This is a genomic window from Bacillus sp. ISL-46 (assembly GCF_018613205.1).
In genome coordinates this window covers 173,941-191,860 of sequence record NZ_JAGGQR010000014.1, presented here as the reverse complement: position 1 = coordinate 191,860, position 17,920 = coordinate 173,941, and the positions used below count along the sequence as shown (strand labels likewise).

The window sequence follows — 17,920 nt, the reverse complement described above, 5'->3', positions numbered from 1 at the left end:
ATAGAAAACCCCTTAAATGTTGTCATGGATGATTCCGTCATTATTCAGGCCAATCTTAAGATAAACGGTCGTTCCCTTTCCTATTTCACTCTCGATCTTTAATCCATATTCTTTTCCATAAAAAAGTTTCAATCGTTCATTAATATTTTTCAAAGCATAACCTTGTGTGTTTATATCTACCTCTTTCATGTCAAATCCTTTTCCAGTATCACTAATTTTAAAAACTAAACCGTCTTGCTGCTTATAACCTTCAATGATGATGGTTCCACTTTCCTGCTGTTCTAAACCATGGTAGACTGAGTTTTCTACAATAGGCTGTAAAAGCAATTTAATGATTCTTACTTCTAGGATTTCAGGTTCGATATTAATTGCATAGTTGATTTTATGGTCAAAACGAATATTTTGGATATCCAGATAACTTTTAACTTGTTCTATTTCATTCTTAACAGAGGTAATATGATTTCCATCATTTAATGTAAGTTTAAAGATTTTTGACAAATTAATCGCAATTTTTGCAATCTGCTTCGCTTTTAACTTCTCCGCCATCCAAAAAATAGTGTTCAAAGTATTATATAAAAAATGCGGATTAATGTGGCTTTGCAGGGCTAGTAGCTCTGCTTCTTTTTCCTTAATTTGTGATTTATATAACCTTTTTGTTAAATCATTATTCCAGTTATAAAGGTGAACAATTCGGTTCCCAATTTGTCCAATTTCATCCTCATTATTAAAGTGAATACCAAGTACAGTTTCTCTTTTTTCCATTTTTTCAGTAACCATTCGCAACAAACTTAAATGTTTTGTAATTCTCCTAGTTATAAATAAGGCAATTATCAAGGACAATATCAGCGCTATCATTAATAAAGAGATGGTTATCAAACGAAGTTGATTTACCTCACGAACAATATTTTCATATGGGATAATACATACAACATCCCAATTTGTTTTCTTGTTAGTATGATAATTAAAGAAATATTGCGTTCCATTCATCACTTTTTTAATTGTCCCGCTTTTACCACGCCCTTGAATTATTTTAGCTACTTGAGAGGGAGAGAAACTATGATCACTACTCGAGAACAAAATTTTATCCCCATCTAACACCAAAATATCTCCAGGAGGATTACTATTTTTAAACATATTCTCGAAATAAGATTGATCAAGATCAATAAGTACTAACCCCATTTGTTCCTTCGTTCCAAGGTCTCTAATATTTCTACCATAAAGTAAAGAATGGTTACTATCTTTAACAAGTTTTAAATCACTACCATTTAACCATTCACCTTGCCATTGGCCATTGATCAAATGCGGATAGATATTGGACTTTTTTATTGTTTGATAGATGTTATTTTTAATATTCCGTTCCCCACGGTTTATTTTCAAAAAGCCGTGATTTTCATTACCAACATAAATGGCATTAATATAAGGATTGTTTACTACCGTTATATTATTTAGGTTTTCTAGGGATGAAGTCTCTAATCTGTATAACTTTGGATCTGTTTTTTTATAAGTTAAATATGCATGAATTTCATTTGAAAGAAAGATACCATTAGATAAATTTTCTACATTGCTTACAAATGAATTTATATTCCAATCGACTATATTTAAAAAGTTATTAATGGTTGTAGATACTTTATTTTCTATTACTTTATTAAAATAAATGAACGTAAAAGGACCAATAACAAGTAAAGGTATTAGAGCTGAAAACAAAGCTAATAAGATAATTTTACGCTTGATTGGAGAGTCAATGAGTCTCAGTAGTTTTGGCATTTGGTTTCTCCAGTTTAAGAATTTTATTCAGGTACCGCTTACTCTGCTGATATAAAAATTGATTCGTTCGCGGTCCATCTCTCAATCTTATCTAGTAAATTTTTTCTTATTTCGTTTTAAGATGATTTAACTCCTTATGACCAAATGGGCTTCAATTGATAGACATCCAGTGAGAGTAGTTTTACGTTCCCTCCACTCGAATACAAATCAAGATCCTTACTTAATGAGTCTGGAAATATAAGATTGGTCATGGCAATTTCTCCATTATTACAAAAAACCTCAATTGAAGAATGATCCACAAAGACATGGAATTTTATTCGATTGTTTGGAGCTTTAAACGATACACTATCTAAAGATGCAAAGAATCTATTAAAAGAGGTTTCACCTGAGTTTCTTCTATCAATGTAAATCTCCTCTTTATCGACATTATAACCTATCAAAGTTTCTTTATTAGGTGATTTAAAAACTTTTAATCCAAATTCCTTGACTTCTTCAAACTCAAATTCAGCAATGATTTCCCATGTCGTTCCTTGAAGGTTTGACAGGAAATCTTTATCTGGTGCTATCATTTGATTCATGATTTGGATATGTTTATCGCGGAGGTTTTCCAACTCCTTTATTGGCTTTTGAAGCAGTAAGCTCTTAGATGTCAGAAATAGTTCGCGTGGAAGCGTCATGGCTCCTCTCCACCCTTGTGTTGGGGTTTCATTTGCATACCTCCAATTGCTCATCCAGCCTATATAAATTCTTCTGGAATCGACAGTGTCTGACCAACTGACTCCAGCGTAGTTATCTTTACCACTGTCAAGCCATTTTACTTTGTGATCCGATCCGTCCTCTGTAAAGGTATGGCCGTCAAAATCTCCCACAAAATATTGCGTTCTCGAACCATAACGACTAGTCGGTTGATCTCCATGACTAACGAGAAGAACCCATTTGGTTTGGTTTGGATCACCCTCAATTGGTAGGGTAAATAAGTCTGGGCATTCCCAAACACCAAACTTTGCTCCTGTGTGTCCTTTAAATGAACTTTCAAATCTCCACTCCTTTAAATTAGGAGAGCTATAAATTTCAATGCAATCCCCAGTTGCCAAAACCATAATCCAATTATTTGTTTGTTCATGCCAGAAAACCTTTGGATCACGAAAATCAATTTTTTCCACATTAACTAAAACTGGGTTATGACTATATTTAATCCAGGTTCTACCATTGTCGATACTGTAGGCAAGACTTTGCTGCTGTCTAGGTTGCTCTCTGTTTGGGTCAGAATCGTGTTGGGTAAAAATAGCTACTAATCCGGTTTTTCCATTAAAGAAACCTGAAGTATCATTCCAGTCTACAACAGCACTTCCTGAAAAAATCATTCCATTTTCGTCAGGAGATAAACCAATCTCTAAATGCTCCCAATGAACCAAATCTTTACTTACTGCGTGCCCCCAATGCATGGGCCCCCATTTGGTACCAAAAGGATGGTATTGATAGAACATATGAAATTCTTGTTGATAATAAACCAATCCGTTGGGATCATTCATCCAGTTTTTTTAGGAGTAAAATGATATTGTGGACGGTATATTTCCTGGCCAGTTACTAACTTAGATTTCATCAATTTTACTTACTCCCTTCGAGGTCCAATAGTTCCTCCACTTCTTCAAGTGTAGGCATGCTAGGAATACCACCTTTTCTTGTGAGATATAGCAGCAACGGTATTAGCAAACTTAGCCATTTCAACCACCTTAGATAACATCAATTGGGAAGGATTAATATTATATTCTATTATTTTGTGAAGAATCCCTCCTAAGAAAGCATCATCAGCTCCAGTTGTATCTACTCACCTGTTGAAGGTAATGTCCAAAGGAATCGTTTCCAACCTTTCCGATAAACGCAACCCTTCTATTAAATTTCGCTAAGGCAGCCAATACTTTTGCTGGGGCTCTGCCAGGATTCCTAACAAAAGATACAGTCTCATTATCAGTAATTCTAGTCTGATTAAAATCAATTAATAACTCTCCAATACTCGTTACATCGAACATAAATTTACCTCACTCCGCCCTCAGCCTTTTTTCATTCCTTAAAATCATTATTCTTTCACTGCTCCTAAAGTCATTCCACTTACAATGTAGCGTTGAACGAAAAAGGAAAATATCATAACCGGTAAACTAAACGAGATGGCAGCGGCTGTCATTGGACCTAGGTCAAGATTATAAGCTGTTAAAAATTCTGAAATTCCCACTGTAGCCGTTTTTGCCTTCGTACTGGTCATAAGTAACGAGAACAAGAAATCATTCCATGCCAACATAAAGGTAAAGATAGCCGTCGTTGCCAATCCAGGGAGTGAAACCGGTAGAATAATTCGTATAAAGGAACCGATCCAGCTGCATCCATCCACCCTTGCAGCTTCATCAAATTCTTTAGGCACCGAGTCAAAAAAACCAATTAATAACCAAATGGCAAACGGGACATTCAAGCTGGTATACACCAATATTAAGGCCAAATGGGTATCAATTAAGCCCATACTTTTTATAATCATATACATCGGTATAGCAATACTAATCATTGGTACCATTCTTATCACTAAGGTAAATAACAAAAAGTAATTTCCAGTAATGGAAGAGAACCTGGAGATTCCATATGCAGCCATTGCACCAAAAAATACACTTAAAATGGTACTAGCGCCTGCAGTAATTAAGCTATTCAAAAAATATTTCCCTATCGGTAAGGTATTTAGCATGTTTTTATAATTTTCTAGCGAAAATTTCGAAGGCCATAACCTCGGTGGTGCAGTAACTGCCTCGGCGGATGGTTTTAAGGACGTTAACAATAGATAGATATACGGACCTAAGAATAATAAAGCCAGCAAACATGTGACCAAAAATATAATCATCGTCCATATTTTATGTTTATAATAAAAATTAGTGATCCAAACCGGTTTTCCTACCATTGTTTCTTTTATTGGCATATGGGCCATTCTATCTTTCACCTCTCTTATCTTTATCCATGTCTTTTCCTAGGAGACCACATTTTTGTAATGAAGAAAGAACTTAGGATTAATAAAATGATTATAAAGATTACCGCCATTGCACTAGACTGCCCGACTTCTCCATAACGAGTTAATGTCTTATACATATATGTACTTAGCACTTCAGAAGAAAAACCTGGTCCCCCTTGTGTAAGCACCCAAACAATATCAAAGGTTCTTGCAGCATCAATAATACGAATTAGTAATGCTACTGTTGCTACCGGAATAAGCGAAGGAAACGTAATGTAACGAAACTTATGCCATTTATTAGCCCCATCTATTTCAGCAGATTCATATAAACTAATGGGGATTCCTTTAATACCTGCTAATAATACGAGCATAATGAAAGGTGTTGTTAACCAGATATCTGCAATAATCGTAGAATAGAGTGCAAAACGGGAGTCGGATAACCAGAGTATTTGATGTGGGTCAGAGAGGAGTCCTAGTTTATAAAGCCCCCAGTTGATGATGCCGAATTGATCATTAAGCATAAATTTCCAAATCAACCCCGTTACTAAAGGTGCTAACATTAGCGGGCTTAACAATAGTGTCCGAATAAATTGGCTTCCTTTGAAAGCATTACTTAGGAGCAATGCAAGGATCAGACCTAAGATAAACTCGATACACACCGCTACTCCTATATAAACCACTGTGTTCCAAAGTGCTTTTAAAAATCGTGAGGAAGTCAACGAGTTTGTATAGTTAGCAAAGCCGACAAATTCTCTTAATGAAGGATTTATTAAATCTATCTTATAAAAACTATCTCTGATTAAAAGTAATATTGGATAGACCAGAAACACCAACATAAAGATACCTGCAGGAAAGAAAAACATGGTCGATAATGCCCCATTTTTCATTCTCATGAAATCCACTCCTTTCTATTAATCTGTTAAACTATATTTTTTGGATAAGAACCTCTTCATGGAATAAAGAGCCCACGAAAAGGTTCTATCAACATATTCATTTTATTGTGGCGGCAATAGATCTTTTATTACTCCCGCTGCCCAATCAAGTGCCTCCTGTGGTGTCTTTTCTCCTGAAAGTGCATATTGCACGGCTGGGATGAGTGCTTCACTTTCGATTTGCTGCCATTCCTTAATAGCAGGTCGATTTTGAGTTTGTGGTCCGCTTAATGTTGTCATAAGTGGTTGCAAATGCTCATAACCATTTTTCGTGCTATAATTTTCAAAAACAGATTTTCTGGCTGCTACTCCCAATGATTTCATAAATAGTTCATTCTTATCATAAATGAAGTTCAAGTACTTTTTGGCGATCTCCTGTTTTTTTGAAGAACTTGGGATAACCTGATACCATGGACCTGGTACTGCACCTATTCCTGCTCCCCCACCGATCATTGGGGCACTTCCTACTTTTCCTGCCACCTTTGATTGTTTTGGGTCATTTGAAGGGACATAAAAGTGACCCCATGCTAACATCATTGCAGATTTTCCATTCCAAAATAGCTCAGAAGTTTCAGCAGATGCCATTTCAAGTGCTCCTGCTGGAACTGATTGATCCTTCTTTAAAAGGTCAACTAAAAATTGTAATGAATCAACATACGGTTTCGTGTTTACAAGAACTTTGCCATTATCACCAACTACCAAGGGTTTCGCACCTGCTTGAGCAGCATGATCAAGCCAGCTAGCTACTGCATCCCCATTGTTCGCACCAAATACCGTTGTTCCATACATATCAACTTTTTTATCATTATCGGTATCTCTAGTAAAAAACTTTGCTGTATCTCTATATTCATCCCATGTTGTTGGCGGATGTAAATCATAGCCATATTTTGCTTTGAAATCAGCTTTATTCTTTGGATCTTCGAATAGATCTTTCCGATAGATTAAATTTTTTGCATTCGTCCATACAGGCATTCCATAAACTTCATTATTATAGCTTCCGCCTTCTACTAGACCTGGAAATAAATCATTTTTAACGTCATCTACGATTAGATCATCTAAGGGTAAAAGTCCACCAGCAAGAGCAGGAAACCAAAGAATATCAATGGTTGCAACGTCGAAAGCTCCTGCCTGTGAAGCTACCTCAGCTTTTAATTTGTCATAAACTCCGGTATAGGGAACCGATTCAATTTTCACTTCATAGCCTGTTTTCTGTTTAAATTCCGCTGCTGTTTCTTTTGCTACCTTAAATGCCGGGCTTCCCCCTTCAACAAGAACAGTAATGGATTTATTATCACCTTTTGTTTCTGAACTTCCTGTTTTTTCTTCCGAGCATCCCGATAAAAAGACAGATAATACTAAAAATAGAGAAACAATCGTTAGAATTCCTTTTTTCTTCACCCTTTACAGCCCCCTTAATTTTTGATTTAAATTATCGATCCCACAAACCATGTTCTGGCCATCTTCTAGGAAGGCGTTCTTTTACTGGAGGAAGCTCCGGAAGTGGTTTATGAGGCTCCAGTTGATACCAATAAGCAACACTAGAATAATCATTTCCTTGATCATTTGCGTGGCCATGCTCTATCGTTGCGCGAATCGATTTGTTAAAACGGATTGGATCTTCGATATGGAAACGGTATAGGCTCCATTTTCCAAAGTGCTCTTGTACATCGCTTCCTAAAGATACACCATGATAAGGACCGGCATATTCTCCACTAGGGAAACCCCATGCTGCATTAAAGTAGTCTTCTGTCCCTGTACCATGGAGGGATGGCGGCCATTGTTCTCCATCAATGAAGAACATATCATCACCTTCGCCTGGCCATGTGTACTCTTGATTGGAGGCATCAAAATTATCAATGTTTAATACGCATCCAACATAATGCCCTTTCCCCTCAGCATCTAGAATGACATAGTTTTCATCACCCGTTGTATTTTTACCTGGAAGGTCCCATGGTGCCGGGTTTTCAATATCACTGTTAAACACTACCTTTTCACAAGGGTTTTCACGGTTCCAGGTGGCATGAAATCTTCCAAGATCATCCGGAATTTGTTCCTTGCTGTCATATGATTCATAATCTACATAATAAAACAAATTCTCTATTTTTTCTTCACTTTCATTGATTAATTGAATTTTAGCACCATCGGCAAATGGCATCGGAAAATAACAGTTCATTGATGCAGCAAATGGCCCTTTAGGTCCTCTTTTCTCCCCCATCACCATACTTAAAGGAAGGGAGACATAGTGCTTGCATGTAGCATGCCCTATACCAAAGAAATCGCCGAAAGGAACTCTCACACTTGGATTTTCTTCCCCATCCCAATACATTTCTAGCACTAGCTTCCTTAAGTATTGAGGTGCATAGCATCTGGTAGTCATCCAAATATGTTTTATACACCCGGCTCCTTTGATATCAGCCATTACTGCAGTTGCTCCAGGTTCCACTATAACAAAATCTCTATTTCCCCCTGTTCGATCGTAGCTTGATTCACGTTTTGAACTTGCATTCTTAATAAATGGTAATCCCCCTAATGGGCTATTTGGTTGCCAAACATTCATTGATTAATCCCTCCAATTTTCTAATCATTTTTAAAAACTTGATAACGGTTACATTTTTGAAATTAACATCCTTAAACGATATTTTCTTTTGCCCCCCATAAATTTTTATAAATCCTCTTTACACTTTTTATTGTAATTTTTATTCTATTTTTTTAAAATTCTAACTTTTTTAGAAAAGGTTATATATATTTAGAACTTTTTCAATATCATCCAAAATTATCATACTAGATTCATTTAGACTGTGATTTGTTGATGAGTAAAATAAAAACAACTACCTGTCTCTTATTTCTAGAGATAGGTAGTTGTTTAATAATAGTTATTTTTTATTTAATCCCCATGATAGCTTCATTTGTTTTTCTCTTCCATTAAGGTTTATCGGTGTGTTTTCTTTTCTTTGATTTCAATAGTAGAGTGAATCGCATAGAAAAAGGCAACTACCACAAATAAGGGGTAGTTGCCTTTTCTTTTAAAAGAATTAGAGTTTATTTAGCTGAAAAACGAAAAAGTGTTTCTAACTGACGAACCACTTCATCTTTATCCGCCTCAACAACTTCTAGATGCTGTGGTTTATTAAACAATTGTCTAATTTCTTCAGGGAATGTCTGCTTAATTTCGCAACGTTCAATGGATTCATTAAATTTTGCCGGATGGGCTGTTGCAAGTGTAACACAAACCTCAATAGGTTCATTACAACTTTCGTATGCAGCGACCCCACAAGCAGTATGTGGATCTAATAAATAATTCGTTTCAGCATAGTACTTACTGATGGTTTCCAAGCATTCTTTCCCTTCAACTCCATGTGCCGCAAAATCCTCTTTCACCTGGCGGAGCTGCTTCTCGTTCACGACAATTTTCCCTTCTGACTTGAATTTCTCCATTAAGTCAGATACTTCGTTTGGATTTTCACCAAGCAGGTAGTACAAATATCGCTCAAAATTGCTAGCTACTTGAATATCCATAGAAGGGCTATACGTACTGCGGAACTCACCAGGCATGTACACCCCATCACGGATAAAATCCTCTAAAATATTATTCTCGTTGGTCGCCACGATGAGTTTACCAATCGGCAGACCCATTTTCTTTGCAAGATAACCAGCAAATATATCTCCAAAATTTCCAGTCGGCACACTGAAGTTAACGCTCTGTGAACCTGTCTCTTTTGTTACTTGGAAATACGCATAGAAATAATAAACTGTTTGCGCCATTATACGAACAAAGTTAATGGAATTTATCGCACGCAGATGGTATTTGTTTTTAAAATCCACATCTGCGAACAATTCCTTGATGATTCTTTGACCATCATCAAACGTTCCATTTATGGCTAAATTCAAAACACTTTTGTCATCAACGGTCGTCATTTGTAATTCTTGTACCTTACTTACCTTGCCATGGGGGTGCAAAATGCAAATGCGAATGCCTTCTTTTCCTCTGACACCCTCAATCGCTGAGGCACCCGTATCCCCTGAAGTAGCGCCGAGAATATGAATTGATTCACCTGTATTCTTTGATACATAGGAATATAAATTCCCTAAGAATTGCAGAGCAATATCTTTAAAAGCAAAGGTCGGACCATGGAACAGTTCTAGCACATACATGTTATCCTTCAGCTTTTGAACAGGTGTTACTTCTGGGTGGCGGAAGGTTGCGTAGCTTTTCTCGATTAAACCCTTTAGCTCATTGTCTGGAATTTCACCATCAACATAATAGGAAAAGATTTCGTATGCTAGTTCCTGATAAGTTAACTGGGACATTGCTTCTAACTTATCTGCAGGAATATGCGGGATTTTCTCGGGGACTAATAGTCCCCCATCATTAGCTAATCCCATTAAGACTGTATCAATAAAACCAATTTTATTTACGTTTCCGCGTGTACTAACAAAGTTCATAGCATCCTCCAAGGTTATATTAAAAGTTTTTACTATCCGATAAAATTTGCTAACGAGGGTTTCCTATATTATTTTCGTGAAGCTATAATATATAAAATTCATTTTAATACATAATTTAGCGAATAGTCTATAAATTGTCGTTTTAGAAAGCATATTTTTTCTCATTTATTCTAAATCAGGCACCATTATCGTGGGAGGAAGGTGCTCGGGACAAGAAGGATATGTAAGTACTTCCTTTTTTTACCTCTCATATATGGAGATTTAGGATTCATCTCCATAAACTCGATCCAATTTCCATTGGGGATTATTTTACTTCTCTATAAAGGTTGATTTCTGTACTTTCTCGAAGTTTTCTAAGCTCTGGAACAATTTTCATAACATGTTCACTTTTATTGTGTTGATTTAGAGCCTCTTCATCCACCCATTCTTCGAGCATAGTAAGGATGGTCGGATCATTGATATCTTGATGAAGTGTGTACGTTATACAGCCTTTTTCTTTTCTAGTTTCTGACACAACTTCTCTTGCCAATATAAAATATTCTTCCACTTTTACACCTGGTTTTAGTTTTGCTTTACATACAACTTTAATCATTTTATTAACTCCTACTCTTTTTTATTATTGCCTTATTACGGAACATAGCTCAACTTTATTATAACATGATTTTCGATATAGCCTTACACTGTGCAATCTGAGGATACATATTCAAAAGCTTGATCTATACAAATTCCAAAAGCATCACAAATAATAGGTCAGCCGCAACTTGTACGTATAATGCTAGTAAATTATCTCATGGTCAATCTCTTGTTTTTTTGTTAATATTATTTTATTAAACATGTTGTACGCATAAGTAAATAAACTTGCTTCCAAGTTGAAAGTGGTGTAATCCAATTGGCTCAACAAACTAAATATAATATGGTAAAGGAAAAGATAACAGAATGGATAACTAGCGGTCAGGTAAAACCTGGGGATAAGATTTATTCTGAAAATGAACTTGTCAAAATGTTTGGTGTAAGCAGACATACGATTCGTCAAGCTATCGGGGATTTGGTTCATGAGGGATGGCTATACAGAGAACAAGGTGCTGGAACCTTTTGTTCCAATAAGTTGGGGAATGAAAAGCCTCAAATCCAGAATCAATCAAGTAATGGAAAAAATATCGGAGTTATAACCACCTACATTTCTGACTATATTTTCCCTTCCATTATCAAAGGAATTGAATCATATTTAACAGCTGAGGGATATTCTTTAACCTTTGCTTGTACGGATAATGATGTTGAGAAAGAAAAACAATGTTTACAATCGATGTTAAGCAGGAACATTGACGGTCTTATTGTTGAGCCTACCAAAAGCAGCAATTACAATCCTAACATTCATTACTATCTGGAATTAGAACAGAACCATATCCCATACTTAATGATTAACCAATTCTATCCCCAGCTTATGCCTCCTCATATCATTGTGAATGATGAGCACGGCGGCTTTGCGGCTACTGAACATTTAATTAAATTAGGCCATGAAAAGATAGTTGGACTCTTTAAAACTGATGACCTCCAAGGGGTAAATCGTATGCAGGGCTTTATCCGCGCTTTCAGAGAGCATGGCATCACATTTTTCCCGGAGATGGTGATTACCTATACCACCGATGAAAAAGATAGCAGATTATTAGAGCGATTAGAAAAATTTTTCAATGCAGATTCAATCCCTTCAGCAATAGTGTGTTACAATGACCAACTGGCCTTACAAATATTAAATATGTTAAGAGAACTTGGATTAAGTATTCCTGATGATGTTTCGATTGTTGGCTACGATGACTCCTTTTTAGCAGAGGCATCAGATGTAAAGCTTACATCAGTAACCCATCCAAAAATGCAAATGGGTATTGATGCTGCAAAATGGATTGTTGCTGCTGTCGAAAAAAAGGACAACATTCCTCCATCCATCGTTTACGAGCCTGAGCTTGTGATTAGAAGTTCAACCACTACATTGAAAAAATAACAAGTGAAGAAATTATTTTAAAGTTAACACGAAGACGCTTTCGTAATGTATTTTCCAACACATTATGATAGCGTCCTTTTTTTAATTTAAAGAGATATATTAATTCCGGAATATTCTGAAATATCACGAGATACTTTTTCCGGTTCGGTTTCCTTAAGTAAGAAGGATAACAAGAAGAAAACAACGGCTGTCCACATCCCTATCCCCATGATTCCTAAGTTGGCTCCATATTGGCCAGTACTATATTTTCGAAACACCAGCTAAAAATCGGCATGAAGCAGGTAAATACTAATAAGTACATCATGTAAAAAATAGCCATTAGCATACTGACCCAAACATTACGGGTTTTAAATACACTTTTGTATTCCTGAAACGTTGGTTTTACTTCATGAGGACATGTTCTATTAGATTCTACAAGATTTGTCCTCATGAGCCTTTCATGAGGACATATTCTATTAGATTCTACAAGTTTTGTCCTTTTGACCCTTTCAAATGAAAATGCGGATGTTAAATTTATAAAAATCGTTTTTTTCGATTGCGCAAGAACGCTGGTATATTCAGAGATTCTTCTGACTGTTCTGAGTGTCTTTCATAATCTTGAACTGGTTCGCCTCGGTTTATTGGTTCACGCTGTATACGTTTTTCCCTTTGATATGGATTAGACATTTCTTCCATTGATGGCTGGGAAAGCGGTTGTGCTAATATCTCCTCTTGCTCAGTGAATCCAGTGGCAATAACAGTTACGATAATTTCTTCATCTAAGTTTTCGTTAATGACCGAACCAAAAATCATATTTAATTCCTCATGAGAAGCAGAAGCAACTATATCGGCTGCCTCCTGTACTTCAAAAAGACTTAAATTATTTCCACCAGTTATGTTCATGATCACACCATGAGCTCCATTGATAGAAGTTTCAAGTAAGGGACTATTTAAGGCTTTCTGCGCAGCCTCAACAGCACGATCTTTACCTTTAGCAATACCAATTCCCATTAAGGCAGTTCCCTTATGGGACATGACCGTTTTCACGTCAGCAAAATCAAGGTTGATTAGCCCTGGCACAGCAATTAAATCGGAAATCCCTTGAACACCCTGGCGTAGTACATTATCCGCTTCCCGAAAAGCTTCAATCATGGGTGTTTTTTTATCTACAATCTCTAATAAGCGATCGTTGGGAATAATAATTAAGGTGTCTACTGCTTCCCTCATTTCATTAATTCCAGTTTCTGCGTTAGCTGCACGCTTGCGGCCTTCAAATTTAAACGGACGTGTGACAACTCCAATTGTCAGGGCACCAAGATTGCGGGCAATTTCAGCAATGGCAGGCGCTGCACCTGTGCCGGTACCACCTCCCATACCGGCTGTAACGAAAACCATGTCTGCACCTGCTAACACTTCTTTTATTTGCTGTTTACTCTCTTCCACAGCTCTTTTACCTATTTCTGGATTAGCCCCAGCTCCCAAACCTCTTGTCAATGCTGTACCAATTTGCATCGTGACCGCTGCTTTTGATTGATTAAGAGCTTGTGCATCTGTATTAACGGCAATAAATTCTACACCTTCAACTCCTTCGTCAATCATACGATTCACGGCGTTATTTCCCCCGCCGCCAACACCGATGACTTTAATCTTGGCGAGTTGGTCCATATTTGTATCAAATTCTAACATGTTCATTCCTCCGCTATAGTAGATTAGGTGACAGGAAATTTTACTATTGCTTTCTAATTATTTCAGAGCAAACTTACCCCTCTAATTAAAGTTGCTTGTATGACCTCTTATGATAATAAAGGTATTTATTATGAATTAGTTTTTAGTCTACTGAACCTAAATTTTCTTGTCCAGTTAAGATTAACCTATTTATAAGTTTAATAAATGGGAAAAAAACCACCCTAAATAAGACAAGGATGAGGAATTTTTCTTATTTATTTTTGCTTTTAATCAAAAAAAGGAAACCAGTGTTCATTCACATTGGTTTCCACTTTGATTCATGCCTTTAATCGATTATTAAAATGAACAAGCCGGTCTAAATCTGCAACCATTCTAAGACAATTAGTATAATCCTTTTTACGGCGTTTTTCGACTCTCATTCTCACTGTATGATGTCTTCTGTAATCTTCATGACCTACACCATGTGCACTATACATCGCTTTTTCCATTTCGCTCGTATAACTTAATTGTAAATGATTGATAACAAATCATTCCTTTCAGTTCTTTTCCCCTGGGCGAATTGTTCTTTTACGTAGGTTTCATCTTATCATTGAATTCAAGGTCACACAAAGTCAAAAAAACGGTGTATTTTGCTGTATACAAGAATGTCATTCAAACTCGAGAATATAGCACTGACATCCTTACTTTTTTATCCATATCCTTCCATATAGTGCACAACCTAAAAAAAATTCCCAAAAAAAGAATCTAACAGGATTTATAAAATATACTCAATAATAGGCTGTAAATTGTCGTTTTAGAAAGCAGAATTTTATCATTTACATGTTTCGCTAGGAGATTTACTCATAATTTAGGAGGAACCATCGTATTTCATAAGAAAGTGACGATGAAAACTCTTTCTAATCATACAGGAATGTGAAGAACGATATTGAATTATACACCTACAAGGAAAATAATCTTGTACAAATCGGAAAGGTTGTGAGTTTATGAGACTTTCGAATGTACAGCCTAAGAAAAACTTCAGTTACATCTTCGTTCAATTTCCAGGGATGAAAATGAATATCCCTATGCATTCTGACGAAGAAGGAACGGTGATGAAAGAAGATGTTGCTTTATGTGTCCAATTAAACAGTAAAGAGAAGGTAAATCAATTATTCTTTGTACGCACCCAGAGTATAAAACCTTTTGATTTTACAGATGAAGGAATTGGAGCAAAAGCATATTATCGAGTCATTAAGCAAAAAGAAAACTCTCAAGATTCACACACGAAAGAACCCGAAGAATTCGTCACGTTTATCACAGATGAAGTTAACATTTTACAAAAGAAAACTGATACAGGATATAACTTCATCTTGGTCATAAACAAACGTGAAATCGGAATGGTCGCTTCGATTGAAGAAGAAGTTTTCCAAACCGAGAAAGGACTATTAGTACTTAATGAGAAAGTGAAAGAGCGTGCCACTGTTAACGCAGATAGCAAGAAAAATATGACTGCCATCGTAAGGAGGAAGAAAAAGAGAATAATCACGGGAGGTAATTTCTTTCAGGCTCATGAAGTTCATGAGCCAATCCGAATTGCTTTGGAGGGCAGTAAAAGAAAATTTACAGTATTTTCTCCTGCCGCATTAGATTTTATCGGTCCAGGTGATCAGAACCCATCCAATTTAATGATGAGGAGGTGTTGATTAGGATTGTCCTTTCGGAAAAAACTTCATACTAGTAAAATCGAAACAAAAGGATTAAATGGATAATCCTTTTCGATAAATAAACTTTAGGAAAGGAATAAATTATTGGCTGTAAGCCTAATAATTACTAAGGAAAACTAACGAATCCATTTATTATAGGGACTTAACCAACGAGTTAAGTCCTTTTTACTGTTCAGACAATTACATACTCAGACTTTTGATGCCGTGAAACATATTGATTATTAGTAACCCAAAATCGCCATGGATAATCACGGGCTTCACCAGATGTTTCAATTCCAATCCTTTTTCCGACTGATATGCTTTCTGGACAAAAGCCTTTGGCAATAAATAATCGTGGAGGAGTGAGGGGACGTCCATAGTCCTCCATGGTAATGCCCAATGATTTTGTCAGTTTGCCAGGGCCATTTGTCAGTTTTGAAAGTTCTTCAATGCCCCTCCTTATTTTCATAATCTCGAGACCATCTCGAGGTTCAAGGGCACGAATCAAAACGGCTTCAGGATTTTCTTCACCGCCGCTAACCACATTGAAGAGGCAGTGCCTATGCATAACATAGGTATAGGCCAGGCCGGACCGTTGGAACATGACCTCGGTTCTTGCCGTCCTTCTATTATTGTAGCTATGTGCAGCCCTGTCACCAGGACCTATGTAAGCTTCTGTTTCGACAATATATCCTGCTGTCATTCCTTCATTCGTTTCTTTTACAAGGAGGCATCCGAGCAATGCCTTTGCCAGGTCAAGCGTGGGCTGAACATAAAATTCCTCGGGTAATGGTACTATTTCTTTTGTAAATTCTCCCACGTTTAATGCCCTCCATAAAAATGATTTACTTAAAAACTATGGACAAAAAAACCAATAATTAAACATTTGTATAAATTTTTAATCTATAACCTAATCCTTTCATCAAAAAAAAGCTGCCTTAAGGACAGCTCTAAAAAATATCTCATCAACCACTTAATCTTGGTCATCTAGTTCAATAAAATAATGATCCTTACGGTAGGAAACTGCCTCCATTATTGCTATAAGATTTTGCCCAACACCTTTTACTTAACTAGTAATTCGACACCAATTTTAAATGAAGCCTCCGTTTTTTCAATAACTTCCTCAACCGATACTCCGTCCTGGGTTTCCACGAGAACCATTCCTTCCGGAGTGAAATCAAATACAGCCAAATCTGTTATTAAACGGTGGACCACTTCTTTTCCAGTAAGGGGAAGTGTACACTCTTTTTTGACCTTTGATTCTCCGTGCTTATTAACATGTTCCATAATAATCACAACACGTTTTGCGCCGTTTACTAAGTCCATGGCTCCGCCCATTCCTTTGACCATCTTCCCTGGAATCATCCAATTAGCCAAATCTCATGTTTGAGAAACTTCCATTCCCCCTAAGATAGCAAGGTCGATGTGACCACCGCGAATCATTGCAAATGATTCTGCACTGTCGAAAAAAGAAGCACCAGGTACAGCAGTTACCGTTTCTTTTCCCGCATTTATTAAATCGGGGTCTTCTGTCCCTTCAACCGGATAAGGTCCAATGCCCAATAAGCCATTTTCTGATTGAAGCAAGACGTTGTATTCGCTTGGAATTTCATTGGCAATAAGGGTAGGGATCCCAATCCCTAAATTTACGTTCATTCCATCCTGAATTTCTTGAACCGCACGTTTTACAATGGTTAACCGCGCATCCTTCAATCCACTCACTCCTTGTCTCTTTTAAACTATTAGGCTTGTACTACTGTACGTCTTTCTATCCGTTTTTCATAGTTTGTTCCGAGCAGCACACGTTGAACGTAGATTCCTGGCGTATGGATTTCTTCAGGATTTAAATCTCCTACCCCAACGATTTCCTCGACTTCTGCAATTGTAATTTTCCCGGCCATTGCAGCCAATGGATTAAAGTTGCGTGATGTTTTTCGGAAAACAAGGTTTCCAAGTGGGTCGGCCTTCCAGGCTTTCACCAGGGCAAAATCGCCGACAATTCCTTCTTCTAATAAATAGGTTCTTCCTTTAAAATCCTTGTGCTCTTTTCCTTCTGCAATTGGAGTTCCCACCCCAGTAGCCGTATAAAAACCAGGTATTCCGGCGCCGCCGGCACGAATTCGTTCAGCAAGCGTTCCTTGAGGGACTAGTTCGACCTCTAGCTCACCGCTTAAAAACTGCTTTTCAAAAATTTTATTTTCACCCACATACGATGAAACCATTTTCTTAATTTGCTTATTTGCAAGCAGCAGACCAAGCCCCCAATCATCAACGCCACAGTTATTACTAACGATTGTTAAATCCTTCGTTCCTTGATCTCTTAAGGCAAGAATTGCTCTTTCCGGAATTCCGCACAGTCCGAAACCACCAACAATGATGGTATCGCCATCTGAAATATCTTGTATTGCTTCCACAAAGGAGTTCACAATTTTTCCATTCTTCACAGGATCCG

At 36.9% G+C, this 17,920-nt stretch carries 16 protein-coding genes and 1 pseudogene; 2 read left to right on the top strand and 15 right to left on the bottom strand.

The window, feature by feature from the left end:
- Positions 1–12 precede the first annotated feature (12 nt).
- The 10 genes from J7E67_RS08980 to J7E67_RS08935 form a co-directional block, all read right to left on the bottom strand.
- On the bottom strand, positions 13–1,764 hold the full coding sequence (locus J7E67_RS08980) for a sensor histidine kinase (protein ID WP_214712986.1): 1,752 nt from the start codon (positions 1,762–1,764) through the stop codon (positions 13–15).
- Between the two features lie 134 nt (positions 1,765–1,898).
- Positions 1,899–3,278 carry a glycoside hydrolase family 32 protein gene (locus tag J7E67_RS08975; protein WP_308161369.1) on the bottom strand — a complete coding sequence of 460 codons (1,380 nt, stop codon included), beginning with the start codon at positions 3,276–3,278 and terminating at the stop codon, positions 1,899–1,901.
- Positions 3,279–3,427: 149 nt separating this feature from the next.
- Positions 3,428–3,538, bottom strand: a complete 111-nt coding sequence (locus J7E67_RS32285) for a hypothetical protein (protein ID WP_374223923.1) — start codon at positions 3,536–3,538, stop codon at positions 3,428–3,430.
- 34 nt (positions 3,539–3,572) lie between these two features.
- The gene (locus J7E67_RS08965) at positions 3,573–3,794 is read right to left on the bottom strand and encodes a PfkB family carbohydrate kinase (RefSeq protein ID WP_214712987.1); all 222 of its coding nucleotides are present in this window, start codon (positions 3,792–3,794) and stop codon (positions 3,573–3,575) included.
- A 47-nt stretch (positions 3,795–3,841) separates the two neighbouring features.
- Positions 3,842–4,729, bottom strand: coding sequence for a carbohydrate ABC transporter permease (locus J7E67_RS08960; RefSeq protein WP_251026658.1), 888 nt, complete (start codon positions 4,727–4,729; stop codon positions 3,842–3,844).
- Between the two features lie 23 nt (positions 4,730–4,752).
- Complete coding sequence (locus J7E67_RS08955; RefSeq protein ID WP_251026657.1) at positions 4,753–5,643, bottom strand: carbohydrate ABC transporter permease; 891 nt, start codon at positions 5,641–5,643, stop codon at positions 4,753–4,755.
- Between the two features lie 102 nt (positions 5,644–5,745).
- The gene (locus tag J7E67_RS08950) at positions 5,746–7,080 is read right to left on the bottom strand and encodes an ABC transporter substrate-binding protein (protein WP_214712988.1); all 1,335 of its coding nucleotides are present in this window, start codon (positions 7,078–7,080) and stop codon (positions 5,746–5,748) included.
- A gap of 31 nt (positions 7,081–7,111) precedes the next feature.
- Positions 7,112–8,239 (bottom strand): glycoside hydrolase family 172 protein, encoded by a 1,128-nt coding sequence (locus J7E67_RS08945; protein ID WP_214712989.1) that lies wholly within the window; start codon positions 8,237–8,239, stop codon positions 7,112–7,114.
- Positions 8,240–8,721: 482 nt separating this feature from the next.
- A complete protein-coding gene (gene thrC / locus J7E67_RS08940) occupies positions 8,722–10,125 on the bottom strand; it encodes a threonine synthase (protein WP_214716463.1) in 1,404 nt (467 codons plus the stop codon).
- A 304-nt stretch (positions 10,126–10,429) separates the two neighbouring features.
- Positions 10,430–10,717: a putative quinol monooxygenase gene (locus tag J7E67_RS08935; protein ID WP_088086698.1), complete on the bottom strand. Its 288-nt coding sequence runs from the start codon at positions 10,715–10,717 to the stop codon at positions 10,430–10,432.
- A 297-nt stretch (positions 10,718–11,014) separates the two neighbouring features.
- Here J7E67_RS08935 and J7E67_RS08930 point away from each other — a divergent pair, with 297 nt between their 5' ends.
- Positions 11,015–12,121 (top strand): GntR family transcriptional regulator, encoded by a 1,107-nt coding sequence (locus J7E67_RS08930; RefSeq protein ID WP_285290615.1) that lies wholly within the window; start codon positions 11,015–11,017, stop codon positions 12,119–12,121.
- A gap of 513 nt (positions 12,122–12,634) precedes the next feature.
- On the opposite strand, the gene ftsZ is transcribed toward J7E67_RS08930, so the two are convergent.
- Both ftsZ and J7E67_RS08920 read right to left on the bottom strand, forming a co-directional pair.
- The gene (ftsZ, locus tag J7E67_RS08925; RefSeq protein ID WP_214716461.1) at positions 12,635–13,786 is read right to left on the bottom strand and encodes a cell division protein FtsZ; all 1,152 of its coding nucleotides are present in this window, start codon (positions 13,784–13,786) and stop codon (positions 12,635–12,637) included.
- Positions 13,787–14,103: 317 nt separating this feature from the next.
- Positions 14,104–14,262 carry a YuzK family famiily protein gene (locus J7E67_RS08920; RefSeq protein ID WP_214731485.1) on the bottom strand — a complete coding sequence of 53 codons (159 nt, stop codon included), beginning with the start codon at positions 14,260–14,262 and terminating at the stop codon, positions 14,104–14,106.
- Positions 14,263–14,769: 507 nt separating this feature from the next.
- Here J7E67_RS08920 and J7E67_RS08915 point away from each other — a divergent pair.
- Positions 14,770–15,468 (top strand): hypothetical protein, encoded by a 699-nt coding sequence (locus tag J7E67_RS08915; protein ID WP_214716459.1) that lies wholly within the window; start codon positions 14,770–14,772, stop codon positions 15,466–15,468.
- A 193-nt stretch (positions 15,469–15,661) separates the two neighbouring features.
- On the opposite strand, the gene J7E67_RS08910 is transcribed toward J7E67_RS08915, so the two are convergent.
- The 3 genes and pseudogenes from J7E67_RS08910 to J7E67_RS08900 all read right to left on the bottom strand — a co-directional run bounded on the left by J7E67_RS08910 (position 15,662) and on the right by J7E67_RS08900 (position 17,897).
- Positions 15,662–16,288: a DNA-3-methyladenine glycosylase gene (locus J7E67_RS08910; RefSeq protein ID WP_308160704.1), complete on the bottom strand. Its 627-nt coding sequence runs from the start codon at positions 16,286–16,288 to the stop codon at positions 15,662–15,664.
- Positions 16,289–16,530: 242 nt separating this feature from the next.
- Positions 16,531–17,181, bottom strand: a pseudogene (locus J7E67_RS08905) (3-oxoacid CoA-transferase subunit B).
- Between the two features lie 29 nt (positions 17,182–17,210).
- On the bottom strand, positions 17,211–17,897 hold the full coding sequence (locus J7E67_RS08900) for a CoA transferase subunit A (protein WP_374102989.1): 687 nt from the start codon (positions 17,895–17,897) through the stop codon (positions 17,211–17,213).
- Positions 17,898–17,920: the final 23 nt, after the last annotated feature.

Excerpts from the sequence above, each read along its gene's own strand:
- J7E67_RS08945 (WP_214712989.1), bottom strand. The coding sequence starts at position 8,239 with ATGAATGTTTGGCAACCAAATAGCCCATTAGGGGGATTACCATTTATT.
- J7E67_RS08960 (WP_251026658.1), bottom strand. The coding sequence starts at position 4,729 with ATGGCCCATATGCCAATAAAAGAAACAATGGTAGGAAAACCGGTTTGG.
- J7E67_RS08920 (WP_214731485.1), bottom strand. The coding sequence starts at position 14,262 with ATGTATAGTGCACATGGTGTAGGTCATGAAGATTACAGAAGACATCAT.
- J7E67_RS08980 (WP_214712986.1), bottom strand. The coding sequence starts at position 1,764 with ATGCCAAAACTACTGAGACTCATTGACTCTCCAATCAAGCGTAAAATT.
- ftsZ (WP_214716461.1), bottom strand. The coding sequence starts at position 13,786 with ATGTTAGAATTTGATACAAATATGGACCAACTCGCCAAGATTAAAGTC.
- J7E67_RS08965 (WP_214712987.1), bottom strand. The coding sequence starts at position 3,794 with ATGTTCGATGTAACGAGTATTGGAGAGTTATTAATTGATTTTAATCAG.
- J7E67_RS08955 (WP_251026657.1), bottom strand. The coding sequence starts at position 5,643 with ATGAGAATGAAAAATGGGGCATTATCGACCATGTTTTTCTTTCCTGCA.
- thrC (WP_214716463.1), bottom strand. The coding sequence starts at position 10,125 with ATGAACTTTGTTAGTACACGCGGAAACGTAAATAAAATTGGTTTTATT.
- J7E67_RS08915 (WP_214716459.1), top strand. The coding sequence starts at position 14,770 with ATGAGACTTTCGAATGTACAGCCTAAGAAAAACTTCAGTTACATCTTC.
- J7E67_RS08935 (WP_088086698.1), bottom strand. The coding sequence starts at position 10,717 with ATGATTAAAGTTGTATGTAAAGCAAAACTAAAACCAGGTGTAAAAGTG.